Origin of the sequence: Streptomyces sp. NPDC005574 (assembly GCF_040605435.1) — a bacterium.
Lineage (GTDB): Bacteria > Actinomycetota > Actinomycetes > Streptomycetales > Streptomycetaceae > Streptomyces.
The window spans coordinates 1-16,002 of record NZ_JBEXCW010000023.1 but is presented as its reverse complement, the minus strand read 5'-3'; the positions used below and the strand labels follow the sequence as shown (position 1 = coordinate 16,002).

The following is a 16,002-nucleotide window of genomic DNA, read 5'->3' as shown; positions in this document are numbered from 1 at the left end:
GCCGGTTCATGGACCGTGCGGGCCGGCGGCCGACCGCGCGGTGGCGTCCAGGTGCCGGCCGAGCCGGCGGACCAGCAGGGCCATCTCGTGGGCGAGCTGGCCCACGTCGGTGCCGGCCTCGCTCAGCACGGCCAGCCGGCTGCCCGCGCCCGCCGGGGTGATGAACAGGTAGGCGTCGTCGAGCATGACCATCGTCTGCCGCACCTGCCCGGCCCCGAACCGCTCACCGGCAGAACGGGCGAGGCCGTGGAAGCCGGAGCAGACGGCGGCGAGGTGCTCCACGTCCCGGGCCCGCATGCCGTCCGAGGCGCTCAGCGGGAGGCCGTCGCCGGTCAGCAGCACGGCCTGGCGGACCTGTCCGGTCCTGGCCACGAGATCGTCGAGCAGCCAGCCGAGATCCGTACCGGGCTGCGCGTCCGCCGGTTCGGCGACGGAGACCGGTTCCGGTGCCGGTGCCTCCGGATTGCGGTCGTCACTGGGCATCGTCGGCGTCCGTCCCTCGCTCGGTGTCGGTCTGCCGCACGGCTGGGGTGCCCTGTCGTACGACTCGGGTGTCCTGCTGTACGGCTGGGATGTCCTGCTCCACGGCTCCGGTGTCCTGCTCCACGGCTGAGGCGCCGGGGCCCGTGGGCAGGCCCCTGCGGCCGCGGTCCAGGCCCCGCTGGAAGGCGCCGAACACGGCGCGCACCTCTTCGGGGGTGAGGTCGCGGGCGGGCGGCTCGCTCGCGGACGGGTCCTCGGTGGGGCGGACGGCGGAGAGGGCGGTCCTGCGGGTCCGAGTGGGGAGGGCGGGGGGCGGGGTGGGGCCGTGCTCGGCTCCGGGGGCTTGCGGCGACCAGGCGGCTCCGGGAACTCCGGGGACTCCGGCCGTGCGGTCGGCGGGCGTCTCACGCCGTGAAGGGGTCGGGGTGCGTGGGGCGGGGCCGGCAGTGGCCGCCGTCCCCTCGCCCTGCCCGCGCCCGGGGTCGCCGTCCACCTCCGCCAGTACCCGGTCGGGCAGCAGCACCACCGCTGTGGTGCCGCCGTACGGTGATCGGCACAGGGTGACCCCGATGCCGTGGCGGGCGGCGAGACGGCCGACAACGTACAGGCCGAGCCGGTCGTGCCGGGTGGGGTCGAACTCGTCGGGGGCGGTGAGGGTGCGCCGGGCCTCCTCGGCGCGGTCGGCGTCCAGGCCCAGGCCCCGGTCGTCGATCTCCAGGACGAAGCCGCCGCCGGCCCGGCCCGTGCGCAGGGTCACCCGGGTGCGGGGCGGGGAGAACGTCGTGGCGTTCTCCAGGAGTTCGGCGACCAAGTGGACGACGTCGGCCACCGCGTCCGCGGCGATGCCCACCCGCTCCATCGGCGGGACCTCCACCCGCGTGTAGTCCTCGATCTCGCCCACCGCCGAGGACACGACGTCCCCGACCGGCACCGGGCGCCGCCATCTGCGGCCGGGCGCCGCTCCGGACAGGATGATCAGGCTCTCCGCGTGCCGCCGCATCCGGGTGGTGAGATGGTCGACGTGGAACAGCTGCCGCAGCAGGTCCGGATCGTCCGTGCGCCGCTCCAGCCGGTCCACGAGCTTCAACTGGCGGTGCACGAGCGCCTGGTTGCGGCGGGCGATGTTCAGGAGCACCGCGAACAGCCCGCGCCGCAGCATGGCCTGCTTGACCGCGGCCTCCACGGCGGCGAGCCGGGCGGTGTTGAAGGAGCGGCCGACGTCACCGATCTCGTCGCAGCCCGCCTCGCCGTCGGCGAGGGGCGGCGCCTCCGCCACCGCGTCCACCTCCTCGCCCGCGCTCAACCGGCGCATGACATCGGGGAGTTGCCGGGTGGCCAGCAGATCGGCCGCGTCCCGCAGGCTCTCCAGCCGGCGGGATATACGGCGGGCGCCCCGCACGGCGAACCAGAGCGACACGGCCACCGCGGCCAGCCCGAGCGTCCCCGCCACGACGGCCACGGTCAGTTCCCGGTAGGCGAACTCCCGTCCGCGCTCGGCGGAGTTCTTCGCCGCCCGGGTGCACAGCAGCATGTACTGCCTGACCGCCCGGTCGGTGGTGGTGCGCCAGGATTCGGCCCCGACCGCCTCGCCCGCGCGGTCGGCGCCGGCCCGCAGCAGCGCGTCCTCGCCGCCCTCCAACTCCCGGTGCAGCGAGCCGTGCTGGAACGCGGTGAACAGTGCCCGGGAGTCCGCGGGGAGGTCGGGGACGTAGGTCCGCTCGAAGACCCGGCGGTCCTCGACCGTGGCGGTGAGCGTGTCGTACTGACGGTCGGTCAGGGTGCCGGCGGCCCGGGCGCCCGTGACGAGCGCGTCCTCGCGGGAGACGAACTCCCGTACCCGGACCAGCTCCACGACGACCTGGGCCTCCCGGGCCAGCCGGCCGGCCTGCAGGGCGGTGAGCGCGGACGGGACGTCGAAGCCCGGCTCCACGAGGGCGCTGTACTCCGCCACCGCGCTGTCCCACGAGATGCTCCGGGCCAGCACCCGTCCGCGCAGCCCTCCCAGTGCGTCCACGCCGGCGAGCATGGCGTCGAGGGCCTGCCGCTGCCGGCCGGAGAGCCGCTCGCGGTCACCGTCCCGGATCGCGGTCCGCAGGGCGCCGGTCGCCCGGTCCGTACGGCGCTGCTGCGCCAGCAGCACGGTGGCCGGCGCCGTATCCCTCCCGGCGCCGGTGCCCAGGTAGGCGGCCGCGAGCCGCCGTTCGATCTGGATCTGCCCGACCGCCGTGTCGACGGGGGTGCCGAAGTCGTCGTAGACGCTCTGCAGCCTGATGAGGGCGCGCAGTTCGCCCGTGACGGACACCATGGCGAAGCTCCACAGGCCCATCAGGGCGATCGCCGGAGCGAGCGCGAGGGCCACGATCCGGGCGCGGACCGTGGTGGGACGGCCGATGGGCCGGCGCATGCTCTCCCCAGGGCGACAGGGCGATCGGGTGGCGGACGATCGCGACAGGACGTGCGGGCGGCAGCGCGCAACGCCGGTTACTCACCGGTGTTACCCGCTGGTAGCGAATGCCGCACAACCTACGGGACCTCGCACCGGGACCGCAATGGCCGCCGTACCGCCAGCAGCAGCGCGGTCGCCAGGTACGGGACGGCGAGCACCGCGAAGGTGGTGCCGTGCCCGGCCCGGGTGCCGATCGCCGCGTAGACGCCGTACACGAGGACCGTGGTCAGCTCGGTGCCCAGGCCCGCGACCGAGGTGAGCGTCGCCCGGCCGGTTGCGTCGATCCGCCGCTGGAGGCGGACGTCGGCGAGCACCTCGGCCAGCTGGAAGCCGCCGAACGCGACCGCCACCAGGCCGATGCCCGCGGGCGTGTCAGCGAGACCGCCGGCGGCCAGGGCGAGCGCGGCGGCCGCGAGCAGCCAGGCCAGTCCTCGCCGGCCGAGCCGCTCGGCCGGACCTGCCAGCAGGCTCCCGGCGGTGGCGCAGGCCCAGATCAGCAGGAGCAGATACGGGACCGTTCCGTCCGCCACGCCGGTCTCCCGGACCAGCAACGGGGTGTATTCGTCGAGCGCGCCCCACACCGCGGCGACGGCCGGCACGAGCAGGAGGGCCCCGCGCACGGAGCGGTCACGGCGGGCCACGGCGACACCGGACCGCAGGGTCGCCGTCCAGTGGTCGCCCGCGGCGGCCTTCGACCGCTGCTCGGTGAACCGGGTCGCGACGGCGGCGGTCAGCAGACAGGCCAGCACGCTGGCGGCGCCCACGGCCGGATAGCCGCCCCAGCCGAACACCGGCCCGGCCAGTCCGGTCGCCGCCATCACGGCGACCAGTCCCGCCGCCCGGGCACGGCCCATGACGCCCGCGTACCGTCCGGCCGCGCCGAGCCGCTCCAGTTCGTCGTAGACCAGCGCCTCCAGGGCCCCGGAACCGAGCGCCCCCCTCGCTCCCCACAGCACGAAGCCCACGGCGAAGGACCAGTAGGACGGGACGAGTACCCACAGTGCGAAGCCGACGGCCGTGAGCAGCGGGCCCAGCCACAGCAGCAGCCGGCGGGACACCGCGTCGGCCCAGACACCGGAGGGGACCTCCAGCAGCACGCCGGTGACGGACCACAGGGCGAAGAGGGAGGAGATCTGCCACAGGGACAGACCGGTGTCGCTGAACAGCAGCGCGTACACCGGGTAGAGCAGCACGAAGTCGTCGAGGAACGCGTAGCCGTACAGCGTGGCCGTGAGCCGTCGGACACCGGCAGTGGGCACACGTGGGGGTGAGAGTGTCATGGGGCCTTCCCGCAGGGACGGATCGGATGCCGGGGGTACGGCGTCCGAGGCGGCCCTCGGGAGGCACGGCTGGGGAATCAATGTCGCCAGGTCATACCGACGATGCTAGGCGGGGGCGGGGGTGTGCGGCCAGCGAAATGGCGGGGCGGCCGGGGGCGGTGGGCCGGCGAGGGCACGTCCGGACAGACGGCCGCACGGGCGGACCGGCGGACCAGCGGACCAGCGGACCAGCGGACCAGCCAACCTGCGACCGTCGACCGGCGGAAGCACGTCCCGGCGGCGTCGGGCCCTGGCAGAACGGCCCCCGGTCGGCCGCCCCCCGGCCCCACCCCGTCTCAGGTCGGCGACCCCGACGAGAAGCGGCGGAGCAGCGGGGACAGCACCAGTACGGACTTGGTGCGTTCGACGAACGGCTCGCCCGCGATCCGCTCCAGCACCCGCTCGAAGTGCCGCATGTCGGAGGCGAAGACCTGGACGACCGCGTCCGCGTCACCGGTGACGGTGGACGCGGCCACGACCTCCTGGTAGCGCTCCAGGCCCCGCCGGATGGTCTCCGGCGAGGTGTTGTGCCGGCAGTAGATCTCGACGAACCCCTCGGTCTCCCAGCCGAGGGCGGAAGGGTCGACCCGTACGGTGAAGCCGGTGATCGCCCCCGTGGCCCGCAGCCGGTCCACGCGCCGCTTCACGGCCGGCGCGGACAGGCCGACGATCTGCCCGATGTCCGCGTAGGAGCGGCGGGCGTCCTCGGCGAGGGCGTGCACGATGCGTTCGTCGAGCTGGTTCAGCACTGCGGGCGGTTCACTTCTCTGGAGTGGCGAGTCGGGAACGGCGGTGGCCGTAACCGAAGTAGAACACGAGCCCGACGGCCATCCAGATCCCGAAGACCACCCAGGTTACGGTGGACAGACTGCCCATCATCCACACGCAGAGCGCGAGACCCAGCGCGGGCAGGACCGGGGAGAGCGGCACCCGGAAGGTGCGGGGCATGTCGGGGCGCGTGCGGCGCAGCACCACGACCGCGATGTTGACCAGTCCGAAGGCGAACAGGGTGCCGATGCTGGTGGCGTCGGCCAGCTGACCGAGCGGGATCGCGGCGGCCAGGACCCCGCAGAACAGCGAGACGATCACGGTGTTGGCCCGGGGAGCGCCGGTCTTCGGGTGGACCTTCGCGAAGACCTTGGGCACCAGGCCGTCCCGGGCCATGGCGAACAGGATGCGGGTCTGGCCGTAGAGCACGGTCAGCACGACGCTGGCGATGGCGATGACCGCGCAGGCGGCCAGCAGGGTGCCCCAGAAGGTCTGCCCGGTGACGTCCCGCATGATCTGGGCGAGGGCGGCATGGGAGTCGCCGAACTGCTGCCACGGCCTGGCGCCGACGGCGACGGCCGCGACCAGGACGTACAGCGCGGTGACGATGACCAGCGACAGCATGATGGCGCGGGGCAGGTCGCGCTGCGCGTTCTTGGCCTCCTCGCCGGCCGTGGAGGCGGCGTCGAAGCCGATGTAGGAGAAGAAGAGGGTCGCGCCGGCCGCGCTGACGCCGGCCATGCCGAGCGGCATGAAGTGCGCGTAGTTGCCGGAGCGGAAGCCCTGGACGCCGATCGCGCAGAACAGCACGAGCGCGGCGATCTTCACGGCGACCATGATCGTGTTGGCGCGGGCGGACTCGCGGGCGCCGCCCAGCAGGAAGGTCATCGCGAGCAGGACGACGATCAGCGCGGGCAGGTTGAATATCCCGCCGTCGCCGGGCGGGGCGGACAGCGCGTCGGGGATGGTGACGCCGAGGGTCCCGTCGAGCAGTTCGTTCAGGTACTCGCCCCAGCCGACCGCGACGGCGGCGACCGAGACGCCGTACTCCAGGACCAGGCACCAGCCGCAGATCCAGGCGATGAGTTCGCCCATCGTTGCGTAGGCGTACGAGTAGGAGGAGCCGGCCACCGGGATGGTGCCGGCCAGCTCGGCGTAGGACAGGGCGGAGAACAGGGCCGTCAGACCGGCGATCACGAAGGAGAGGGTGACGGCCGGGCCGGCCTTGGGGACGGCCTCGCCGAGGACCACGAAGATGCCGGTGCCGAGGGTGGCACCGATGCTGATCATGGTGAGCTGCCACAGTCCGAGGGAGCGCCGCAGGCTTCCGCCCTCGCCCTGGCCGCCCTCGGCGACCAGGCGTTCCACGGGTTTGCGGCGCATGAGGCGCGCGCCGAGGCCCGGGGACGCGGGGGCCGTCCGGCTGCTGTCGTGCGGGGGTGCGCCTTGGTCGAGCACGCGTTGACTCCTTCGTCGCTGCCTCGCGGGGCGGCGGGGACCTGCGGCATCACCCGGGAACGGGGACCCGCCGAGCGGGGTCCCCGCCACACCAGTACAGCGCCTGACCCTATGAGCAGGGGCGTCGCGGTCGTAATGCAGCAACCTTGCGCGTGTCCGCAAGATCCTTGCGTTCCTGTCCGGCGGCCGGGGCATTCGTTGCGCACGGGTCTCCGGCCGTGGCACGGGTGGCCGCCGGGGCATGCGGAGGGCCCCGGTGCCCTCGGGCGCCGGGGCCGTCCGACGGGGTGCGGATCAGGTCCAGCTGGCGTGCAGCGGCTTGCCCTCCGCGTAGCCGGCCGCGCTCTGGACACCGACGACGGCCTTGTCCGCGAACTCCTCCAGGGAGCCCGCTCCGGCGTAGGTGCAGGAGGAGCGGACGCCCGCGATGATCGAGTCGATCAGGTCCTCGACGCCCGGGCGGGCCGGGTCGAGGAACATCCGGGAGGTGGAGATGCCCTCCTCGAACAGCGCCTTGCGGGCCCGGTCGTACGCCGACTCGTCGGAGGTGCGGTTGCGCACGGCACGCGAGGACGCCATGCCGAACGACTCCTTGTAGAGCCGTCCGTCGGCGTCCTGCTGGAGGTCGCCGGGCGACTCGTAGGTGCCGGCGAACCAGGAACCGACCATCACGTTGGAGGCGCCGGCCGCGAGCGCCATCGCGACGTCGCGCGGGTGGCGGACCCCGCCGTCGGCCCACACGTGCTTGCCGTACTTCTTCGCCTCGGCGGCGCACTCCAGGACGGCGGAGAACTGCGGCCGGCCCACGCCGGTCATCATGCGCGTGGTGCACATGGCGCCGGGGCCCACCCCGACCTTGATGATGTCCGCGCCGGCCTCGACCAGATCCCGCACGCCCTCGGCGGCGACGATGTTGCCGGCCGCGATCGGCACCTGCGGGTCGAGCGCGCGCACCAGCCTGACCGCGCTGATCATCGACTCCTGGTGCCCGTGGGCGGTGTCGATGACGAGCGTGTCCACGCCCGCGTCGAGCAGTTGCTTGGCCTTGCCGGCGACGTCGCCGTTGATGCCGACGGCGGCGGCGATCCGCAGCTTGCCCCGCGCGTCGACGGCCGGCGTGTACAGCGTGGCGCGCAGGGCGCCCTTGCGGGTGAGGATGCCGGCCAGGCGGCCGTCGGCGTCCACGGCGGGGGCGTAGCGGCGGTTGGCGCCGTCGAGCCGGTTGAAGGCCTCGCGCGGGTCGATGTCCGCGTCGAGCAGCAGCAGGTCGCGGGACATGACCTCGGCGAGCTGGGTGAAGCGGTCGACGCCGGTGAGGTCCCGGTCGGTGACGACACCGACGGGCCGGTGCTCCTCGTCGACGACGACCCCCGCGTTGTGGGCGCGCTTGGGCAGCAGGGCCAGGGCGTCGGCGACGGTCTGGTGCGGGGCTAGCACGATCGGGGTGTCGAGGACGTGGTGGCGGCTCTTCACCCAGGTGACGACGTCGGTGACGACCTCGATCGGAATGTCCTGCGGGATGACCACGAGGCCGCCGCGCCGGGCCACGGTCTCGGCCATCCGGCGGCCGGCGATGGCGGTCATGTTGGCGACGACCAGGGGGATCGTGGTGCCCGTGCCGTCCGGGGAGCCGAGGTCCACGCCCTGCCGCGAGCCGACGGCGCTGCGGTTGGGGACCATGAACACGTCGTCGTACGTGAGGTCGTACGGGGGCTGGATGTCATTGAGGAAACGCACGTGCCGCACATCCCAGTCGATCAGAGGTGACCCCCGGACAGGTCAGCCAGGGGGAAGAGCACGTGCTTCATTGTCCCACGGCGGCCGGAACGCGCTGCCCGGTAGCTTCATCCAGGCAGGTCAGAGGGGCCCTGGGAGGAACCTCCAAGGGCGAGGGCCACCGTCAGCGCCGGTGTCCGGCCCGCCGCCTCGGCGAACACCTCCTGGGCGGTCTCCCATTCGTCCGGGCGCACCTCCGCGTAGGGCCGCCAGTTGTGCACGACGATCAGCAGCCCGTCCTCGTCGGCGCCCTCGGGCCAGCGGGCGGGGTCGCCGAGGCTGTCGGCCAGCGCGTCCCAGTTGCGGCCGAACCAGCCGGGCAGGTCCAGGGCGCGGGCGCAGCGGTCCATCAGACCGGCCTTGTCGGTGACCCCGGCGAGGTCGAGCGGCAGCACGCGTCGCGTCATCTCAGGACCGCCCTGAACGAGTCGTAGTGATCGTCGGTGTAGTAGGTCTCGCCGCCGCGGCCGGTGACCAGGCGGCGGGCCCCGCGGTCCCGTGAGCCGGGGGTCGGGACGGTGTACTCGTGGTAGTAACCCCGCTCCCGGGCGGGCAGCAGCCGCTCGAAGTTGCCGAACACGACGCCGTCCCGGGCGTAGGGGAACGGGCCTCCCTCATCGATGAGCCGGAGTGTCCGCCGGGCCTCGGCGGGGAGCCGGGACGCCTCGACGACGGCCAGGCCCCCGGCCCACGAGGGGGCGGCGGCACTCGCGCCGGCCGGGGTGCCGCTCCGCGGTGCTGAGCCACCGGTCCCCGACGGCGAACAGGCCGCCAGCAGGACGGCGAGACAGACGAGGACACCGGCGAACACCCGGGGGACGGACCGTGACACCATGCGCCGATGCTGTCACGGCCGCCCCCTTCTGACGCACCGTCAGGGCCCGTCGGGGTCCGCCCGGTTGAGCGACGGCCGGGGTGTGGGCCCCGCCGTCAGCAGGTAGTCCGCGGCCGAGGTGTCCGTCACCAGGCTGGTGACCAGCCCGGAGCGCAGCACCGCGTCGATCGCCGGCGCCTTGCGCTGGCCGCCCGCGATCGCCACGACCTCGGGGACCCGGCGGAGCTGGTCGGTCTTCACGGTGATGCACCGCTCGCCCAGGTCCCGGCCGACCCGGCGGCCCTCCACGTCGAAGAGGTGCGCGGACATCTCGGCGGCGACCCCGAGCGAGGCGTAGTGCGCGCGCTCCTCGTCGCTGAGCATGTCGTGCACCGTCGAGATGCCCGGCTCCCAGGAGCCGATGGAGACGCAGGCGACGGTGACCTTGTCGAAGTACTCGAAGGCCCGGGCGATACCGGTCTGGTTGCGCAGCGCGGCCGCGGTGGCCGCGTCCGGCAGCAGCATCGGCGCGTAGATGGGGTGCGCGTCGCCGCCCGACACCTGGGCCGCGCGGCGAACGGCCTCGACGGAGCCGCGCTCGGCGGTTCCGGCGTCGTAGACCCCGGTGAGCTGCACCACCGTGCACGGCGGCAGCCGGTCGAGGGCGGCCGCCATGTGGATGGTCGACCGGCCCCAGGCCAGACCCAGGATGTCGCCCTCGTTGACCAGTTCGCCGAGCAGGTCGGCCGCCACCTCCCCCAGGTTCTCGGGGTCCGGTGTCTCCTCGGCCTCGGCCGGGGACTCGACCACCACGGCGTGCCGCAGGCCGTAGCGGGCCCGGAGCGCGTCCGAGCGGTCCGCGTCCAGCTCGGCCGGCACGCGGATCTCGATGCGTACGAGATCGCGTTCGAGAGCGGTCTCCAGGACCCGGGCCACCTTGAAGCGGCTGACGCCGAACTCCTCGGCGATCTGGATCTTGGACTTGCCCTCGAGATAGAAGCGGCGGGCCATGGCCGCCGCCTGGACCAGCTCAGCGGGTCCCATCCGCATGGCTGACCGGCCCGCCGACATACCCGACACGGCCATCTCCTCACTGCTGTTCACACTCTGGATACGCCGTTCATCCTCGCAGATCCGGCGCACTTGATCGGCCCGGACGAGAGCCGTTCACATTCCTGTCAGTCAGTGGTCGCACGCCCAGGACGCCTTGGCGGTGGCCGCCTCCGCCTGCGTGCGCAGTGCACGTACCGCCTCGGCCGGGTCGGACGCGCCGTAGACCGCCGATCCCGCCACGAAGACGTCGGCCCCCGCCTCGGCGCACCGCTCGATCGTGGTGGCCGAGACCCCGCCGTCGACCTGGAGCCACAGCTCCAGACCGTGCTTGCTGATCAACTCGCGGGTGCGGCGAATCTTCGGCAGCATGATGTCGAGGAACGCCTGTCCGCCGAAGCCGGGCTCGACCGTCATGATCAGCAGCATGTCGAGTTCGGGTAGCAGATCCTCGTACGGCTCGATGGGCGTGGCCGGCTTCAACGCCATGGAGGCGCGGGCGCCCTTGGCCCGGATCTCCCTGGCCAGCCTGACCGGAGCGGCGGCCGCCTCGACGTGGAACGTGACGGAACCGGCCCCCGCCTCGACGTACTGGGGCGCCCACCGATCAGGGGCCTCGATCATCAGATGGCAGTCCAGCGGAGTGTCCGTCGCACGGGCCAGTGACTCTACGACCGGCACCCCGAGCGTGAGGTTCGGGACGAAATGGTTGTCCATGACGTCGACATGAAGCCAGTCGGCTCCACCGACCGCCTGCGCCTCGTCCGCGAGGCGGGCGAAGTCGGCGGACAGAATGCTGGGGTTGATCTGCGCGGCCATGACCCAAGCCTCCCATGTCCGAGCACGTTTGTTCGCGCCGGTCCGTACCTGGGCCGTTCATCGGATGTTCCACAGGGCCCGCACCTGCCATGCTGGGCGGCTCATCATGTGCGGCTGAGGCTACGGGGGTGGCCATGACGGACGGCAGGGACCACGGGCGCCATGTGCGCCAGGGACTCATCGGATTCGTGACCGGGCACCGCAGCAAGTGGCTGATCGTCGCCCTGTGGCTGGTGGTGCTCGTGGTCGCCGCGCCCCTCGCGCAGAAACTCGGCGACGCCCAGGACAACGACGCGGCCTCCTGGCTGCCGGGCTCCGCGGAGTCCACCCAGGTCCTGCGCACGGCGAACGAGTTCAGGCCGGAACAGATCCCGGCCGTCGTCGTCTACGCCCGCGAGGGTGGCCTCACCGTCCAGGACCGGCAGCGGATCGCCGCGGACGCGGCGCAGATCAGGCAGCTGACCGCCCACGGCGTCCGCGGCACCGAGACGCGCGGCCCCGTCTACGACCGGCGGCCGGCACCGCGGGCCGCCCAGATCTACGTGCCGATCACCATGGACGCGAAGGGCTGGAAGGAGATCGCCCCCGCCGTCGACTCCATCCGGAACCTGACCGCAGCGAGCGCGACCGGGCTCGCCGTCCACGTCACCGGGCCCGGCGGCACCTCCGCCGACTTCTCCAAGGCGTTCGAGGGCATCGACTCGACCCTGCTGCTCTCGGCCATGGGCGTCGTGATCGTGATGCTGCTGCTCACCTTCCGAAGTCCGACCCTGATCATCGTGCCCCTGCTCGGTGTGATCGCCTCGCTGTTCACGGCACAGGCACTGATCTATCTGCTCGCCCAGCACGCGGGCCTGACGGTCAACGGGCAGAGCGCGGGCATCCTCACCGTCCTGGTCTTCGGCGCGGGCACCGACTACGCCCTCCTCCTGGTCGCCCGCTACCGCGAGGAGCTGCGCCGGCACGAGGACCGGCACGAGGCGATGGCCCTCGCCCTGCACCGCGCCGGCCCGGCCGTGCTGGCCTCCGGGGCGACGGTCGTCCTGAGCATGCTGGTGCTGCTGGCCGCCGAGATGAACTCGACGCGGGGCCTCGGCCCGGTCGCCGCGATCGGCGTGGCCGTCGCCCTGCTCGCCATGCTCACCCTTTTCCCGGCGCTGCTGCTGATCTGCGGCCGCTGGATCTTCTGGCCGTCGATCCCGCACTCCGGGTCGCCCGACCCGACCGAGCGGGGCGTGTGGGCCCGCGCGGGCCGCCGGATGTCCGGCCGGCCGCGGGTCGTCTGGGCCGGCACCGCGCTGGCGCTGGCCGTCCTCTCCCTCGGCCTGCTGCAACTGCGCGCCGAGGGCATCGCCAACGCGGACGCTTTCACCGGCAAACCCGACTCCATCACCGGTCAGCAGGTCTCCGCGCGCTACTTCCCGGCGGGCAGCGGCGATCCACTGGTGATCGTCTCCAACCAGGCGCAGGGCGACCAGGTCCGCCGTGCCGTCGCCTCGACGCGGGGCGTGGTCCCCGGCAGCCTCACGGTCCCGCCGGGCACGAAACCCACGCACGACGGCCAGGTGCTCTTCGAGGCGACGATGACCGCGCCCTCCGACAGCGAGGCCGCCAAGCACACGGTGGAGCGCGTCCGTGACGCGGTGCACGCCGTGCCGGACGCCGATGCCCAGGTGGGCGGCGGCACCGCGGCCCTGCTCGACATGGACGCGGCGACGACGCACGACAACCTCGTGATCATCCCGGCGGTCCTCGCGGTCGTCCTGCTGATCCTGGCCGCGCTGCTGCGTGCCGTGGTGGCGCCACTGCTGCTGATCGGCACGGTCGTGCTGTCCTTCGCGGCCGCGCTGGGCGCGAGCGCGCTCGCCTTCCGGCACATCTTCGACTACGCGGGCGAGCAGACGGACTTCCCGCTGTTCGTCTTCGTGTTCCTGGTGGCCCTGGGGATCGACTACAACATCTTCCTGACCACCCGGATCCGCGAGGAGGCGGCCCGCGAGGGCACCCGCCGGGGCGTGGTGACGGGCCTGGCGGCGACGGGCGCGGTCATCACCTCCGCCGGCCTGGTCCTGGCCGGCACCTTCGCCGCCCTGGCCACCCTGCCGATGGTCGCCTTCGCCGAGATCGGCTTCGCGGTCGCCCTCGGCGTCCTCCTGGACACCTTCGTCGTACGGTCGGTGCTCGTCACGTCGCTGTTCCTGGACGTGGGCCGCCGGGTGTGGTGGCCCGGCCGCCTCGCCCGCGAGGACGGCGACCCGGACGTGAGGGCCCGGGCCGAGAAACCCGTCAGCCAGTCCTCCGGATGAGCGCCAGGTACATGGCGTCGGTCCCGTGCAGATGCGGCCACAGCTGTACGTCGGGGCCGTCGCCGAGGGCCGGTACGTCCGGCATGAAGGGGCGGGCGTCGATGAGTTCGGCCGCCGGGTGCTGCTTGAGCACGTCGTCGACGACCGCCCGGGTCTCGGCGAGGTGCGGTGAGCAGGTCGCGTAGCCGACGATCCCGCCGACCCGCACCGAGTCCAGAGCCGTGGTCAGCAGACCCCGCTGCAAGGGGGCGAACCCCTCCAGGTCGGCGGGGCGGCGCCGCCAGCGCGCCTCGGGCCGCCTGCGCAGGGCCCCGAGGCCCGTGCACGGCACGTCCATCAGCACCCGGTCGAAGGACCCCGGGCGCCACGGCGGCCGGGTGCCGTCGGCGGCGATCACCTGGTACGGACCGGGGTTGCCGGCCAGAGCCCTGGCCACCAGTCCCGCGCGGTGCGGCTGCTTCTCGGAGGCCAGCAGCGCCGCCCCCCGCTCGGCCGCGAGGGCGGCGAGCAGCGCGGCCTTGCCGCCCGGCCCCGCGCACCCGTCGAGCCACTTCTCGTCGGGTCCTTCGAGGGTCGCGTTGGCGAGCGCGAGGGCCACGAGCTGACTGCCCTCGTCCTGCACACCCGCCCGCCCTTCACGTACGGCCTCGATCGCACCCGGTTCGCCGCCCTCGGTGAGCCGCACGGCGTACGGCGACCAGCGCCCCGGCACCGCGGCCTCCTCGCCGAGCAGTTCCTCCGCGGTGGAGCGGCCCGGCCGGGCCACCAGGGTGACCTCGGGCCGCTCGTTGTCGGCCTCCAGCAGGTCCTCGATGCCGGCCCGGCCGCCGCCGAGCGAGTCCCACAGCGCGGAGACGATCCAGCGGGGGTGCGAGTGCACTACGGCGAGGTGGTCCTCGGGGTCGTCCTCGTAGGGCGGGGCGACCTTCTCCAGCCAGCCGTCGAGGTCGTGCTGCGCGACCTTGCGCAGCACCGCGTTGACGAACTTGGCGCGTCCGTCCCCGAGCACGACCCTCGCGAGCTCCACCGAGGCGGAGACGGCGGCGTGCGTGGGGATGCGGGTGCCGAGCAGCTGGTGCGCGCCGAGGCTCAGCACGTCGAGCACCGGCGGGTCGACCTCCCGCAGCGGCCGGTCGACGCATGCCGCGATGACCGCGTCGTACGTCCCCTGCCGCCGCAGCGTGCCGTAGACCAGCTCGGTGGCCAGCGCGGCGTCCCGTCCGTCGAAGTCGCCGCTCTCCCGCGCCTTGCGCAGCAGCGGCGGCAGGACGAGGTTGGCGTACGCGTCCCGCTCGTCCACGGCCCGCAGGGCCTCGAAGGCGAGCATGCGGACGGGGTCCTTCTGGGGCCGGCGGTAGGGCTTGCCGGGCTTGCGGGGACGACGGTGCTGGTCGCTCACAGAAAGGTGCTCCGGATGTCAGGAAGGGATACCCCCCAAGCGTACGACGCCCCCGTCACCGGCCGGTCCCCGCCGGGGCCGTCAGCCGCCGAGGGTCTCCTCGTCGGTGATCCGCGCCCCGCGCGCCCAGTCGGCCGCCCTCATCGGCTTCTTGCCCTGCGCCTGCACCCACAGCAGCTCGACGGCGTACGAACCCGTGCCCGCGTGCACGGTGTTCTTGCCGACCGACAGCCGCCCGGGGGCGAGATCCGTGCGCCCGGTCACCGGCGCGACCTGGATGAGCTTGAGCCGCTCACCGCGGAAGGTCGTCCAGGCGCCGGGGGCGGGCGTGCAGCCCCGCACCACCCGGTCCACGCGCAGTGCGGGGGCGGCCCAGTCGACCCGGGCGTCCTCCACGCTGATCTTCGGGGCGAGCGTGACGCCGTCGGCCGGCTGCGGTACGGCCTTCAGCGTGCCGTCCTCGATGCCGTCCATGGTCGCGGCGAGCAGCCCGGAACCGGCGAAGGCCAGCCGGGTCAGCAGGTCACCGCTGGTGTCGGTGGGACGGATCAGCTCGGTCACCGTGCCGTACACCGGCCCGGAGTCGAGGCCCTCCTCGATCAGGAAGGTGGAGGCGCCGGTGATCTCGTCGCCGGCCATGACGGCGTGCTGCACGGGCGCGGCACCGCGCCAGGCGGGCAGCAGCGAGAAGTGCAGGTTGACCCAGCCGTGGGCAGGGATGTCGAGGGCGACGCGCGGCAGCAGGGCCCCGTAGGCGACGACGGGACAGCAGTCGGGGGCGATCTCCGCGAGCCGCTCCAGGAACTCCGGCTCCCGCGGCCTGGCCGGCTTCAGCACCTCGATGCCGGCCTCCTCGGCCCGCTCGGCGACGGGGGACGCGACCAGCCTGCGGCCCCGCCCGGCCGGCGCGTCGGGCCGCGTGACGACGGCGGCCACCTCGTGCCGCCCGGAGGCGATCAGGGCGTCCAGTGCGGGAACGGCGACCTCGGGGGTACCGGCGAAGACGAGCTTCATGGGTGGGTCAGGGCCTCTCGGACGGATTTCGACGTCGGGCGACGCACAAGTCTATGGCGACGCCCCGGGAGGGGTGCGGCGACGGAGGGCACGGCCGGCGGGGAGGCGGGGCCCCTTGCGGCGAGGCGGGAAGCCGACGGCGGGTGGCGGGCCCGGGGCCACGTGGCGGCAGTTACCAGGCCACGGCGGGACGGCGGGTGACGGGCCCGGGGCCACGTGGCGGCAGTGGGCAGACGATGGCGGGACGGCGGGTGGCGGGCCCGGGGCCACGTGGCGGCAGTGACCAGGCCACGGCGGGACGGCGGGTGACGGGCCCGGGGCCACGTGGCGGCAGTGACCAGGCCACGGCG

At 73.6% G+C, this 16,002-nt stretch carries 13 protein-coding genes; 1 reads left to right on the top strand and 12 read right to left on the bottom strand.

The annotated features are described in order from the left end of the window. Nucleotides 1-6: 6 nt before the first annotated feature. From ABZT03_RS17470 to rpe, 10 genes are all read right to left on the bottom strand, one after another. Entirely contained in the window at nt 7-483 is a 477-nt protein-coding gene (locus ABZT03_RS17470) for a roadblock/LC7 domain-containing protein (protein ID WP_356039967.1), read from the bottom strand. Further along, nucleotides 473-2,887 (bottom strand): nitrate- and nitrite sensing domain-containing protein, encoded by a 2,415-nt coding sequence (locus ABZT03_RS17465; RefSeq protein ID WP_356039964.1) that lies wholly within the window; start codon nt 2,885-2,887, stop codon nt 473-475. Before ABZT03_RS17465 ends, ABZT03_RS17470 begins: the two co-directional genes overlap by 11 nt. A 119-nt stretch (nt 2,888-3,006) precedes the next feature. Next, nucleotides 3,007-4,209: an MFS transporter gene (locus tag ABZT03_RS17460; RefSeq protein ID WP_356039962.1), complete on the bottom strand. Its 1,203-nt coding sequence runs from the start codon at nt 4,207-4,209 to the stop codon at nt 3,007-3,009. Between the two features lie 335 nt (nt 4,210-4,544). After that, nucleotides 4,545-4,997 (bottom strand): Lrp/AsnC family transcriptional regulator, encoded by a 453-nt coding sequence (locus ABZT03_RS17455; protein ID WP_356039959.1) that lies wholly within the window; start codon nt 4,995-4,997, stop codon nt 4,545-4,547. Between the two features lie 10 nt (nt 4,998-5,007). Then, nucleotides 5,008-6,474 (bottom strand): amino acid permease, encoded by a 1,467-nt coding sequence (locus ABZT03_RS17450; protein ID WP_356039956.1) that lies wholly within the window; start codon nt 6,472-6,474, stop codon nt 5,008-5,010. A 294-nt stretch (nt 6,475-6,768) separates the two neighbouring features. Beyond that, nucleotides 6,769-8,211: a GuaB1 family IMP dehydrogenase-related protein gene (locus ABZT03_RS17445; RefSeq protein ID WP_356039953.1), complete on the bottom strand. Its 1,443-nt coding sequence runs from the start codon at nt 8,209-8,211 to the stop codon at nt 6,769-6,771. Nucleotides 8,212-8,318: 107 nt separating this feature from the next. Beyond that, nucleotides 8,319-8,657, bottom strand: coding sequence for a barstar family protein (locus tag ABZT03_RS17440; protein WP_356039950.1), 339 nt, complete (start codon nt 8,655-8,657; stop codon nt 8,319-8,321). Next, nucleotides 8,654-9,085 (bottom strand): ribonuclease domain-containing protein, encoded by a 432-nt coding sequence (locus tag ABZT03_RS17435; protein WP_356039947.1) that lies wholly within the window; start codon nt 9,083-9,085, stop codon nt 8,654-8,656. The genes ABZT03_RS17440 and ABZT03_RS17435 overlap by 4 nt, the downstream gene beginning before the upstream one ends. Before the next feature lie 39 nt (nt 9,086-9,124). Beyond that, nucleotides 9,125-10,168 carry a sugar-binding domain-containing protein gene (locus tag ABZT03_RS17430; protein WP_356039944.1) on the bottom strand — a complete coding sequence of 348 codons (1,044 nt, stop codon included), beginning with the start codon at nt 10,166-10,168 and terminating at the stop codon, nt 9,125-9,127. A 78-nt stretch (nt 10,169-10,246) separates the two neighbouring features. Next, nucleotides 10,247-10,933, bottom strand: a complete 687-nt coding sequence (gene rpe / locus ABZT03_RS17425; protein WP_356039942.1) for a ribulose-phosphate 3-epimerase — start codon at nt 10,931-10,933, stop codon at nt 10,247-10,249. A gap of 134 nt (nt 10,934-11,067) precedes the next feature. Between rpe and ABZT03_RS17420 the strand changes: the two genes are divergently transcribed. Then, on the top strand, nt 11,068-13,239 hold the full coding sequence (locus tag ABZT03_RS17420; protein ID WP_356039939.1) for an MMPL family transporter: 2,172 nt from the start codon (nt 11,068-11,070) through the stop codon (nt 13,237-13,239). On the opposite strand, the gene ABZT03_RS17415 is transcribed toward ABZT03_RS17420, so the two are convergent. Together ABZT03_RS17415 and fmt are read right to left on the bottom strand one after the other, a co-directional pair. Next, nucleotides 13,220-14,638, bottom strand: a complete 1,419-nt coding sequence (locus ABZT03_RS17415; protein ID WP_356039937.1) for a transcription antitermination factor NusB — start codon at nt 14,636-14,638, stop codon at nt 13,220-13,222. The genes ABZT03_RS17420 and ABZT03_RS17415 overlap by 20 nt on opposite strands. A gap of 81 nt (nt 14,639-14,719) precedes the next feature. Further along, nucleotides 14,720-15,652, bottom strand: coding sequence for a methionyl-tRNA formyltransferase (gene fmt / locus ABZT03_RS17410; protein WP_356039934.1), 933 nt, complete (start codon nt 15,650-15,652; stop codon nt 14,720-14,722). Between the last annotated feature and the right edge of the window lie 350 nt (nt 15,653-16,002).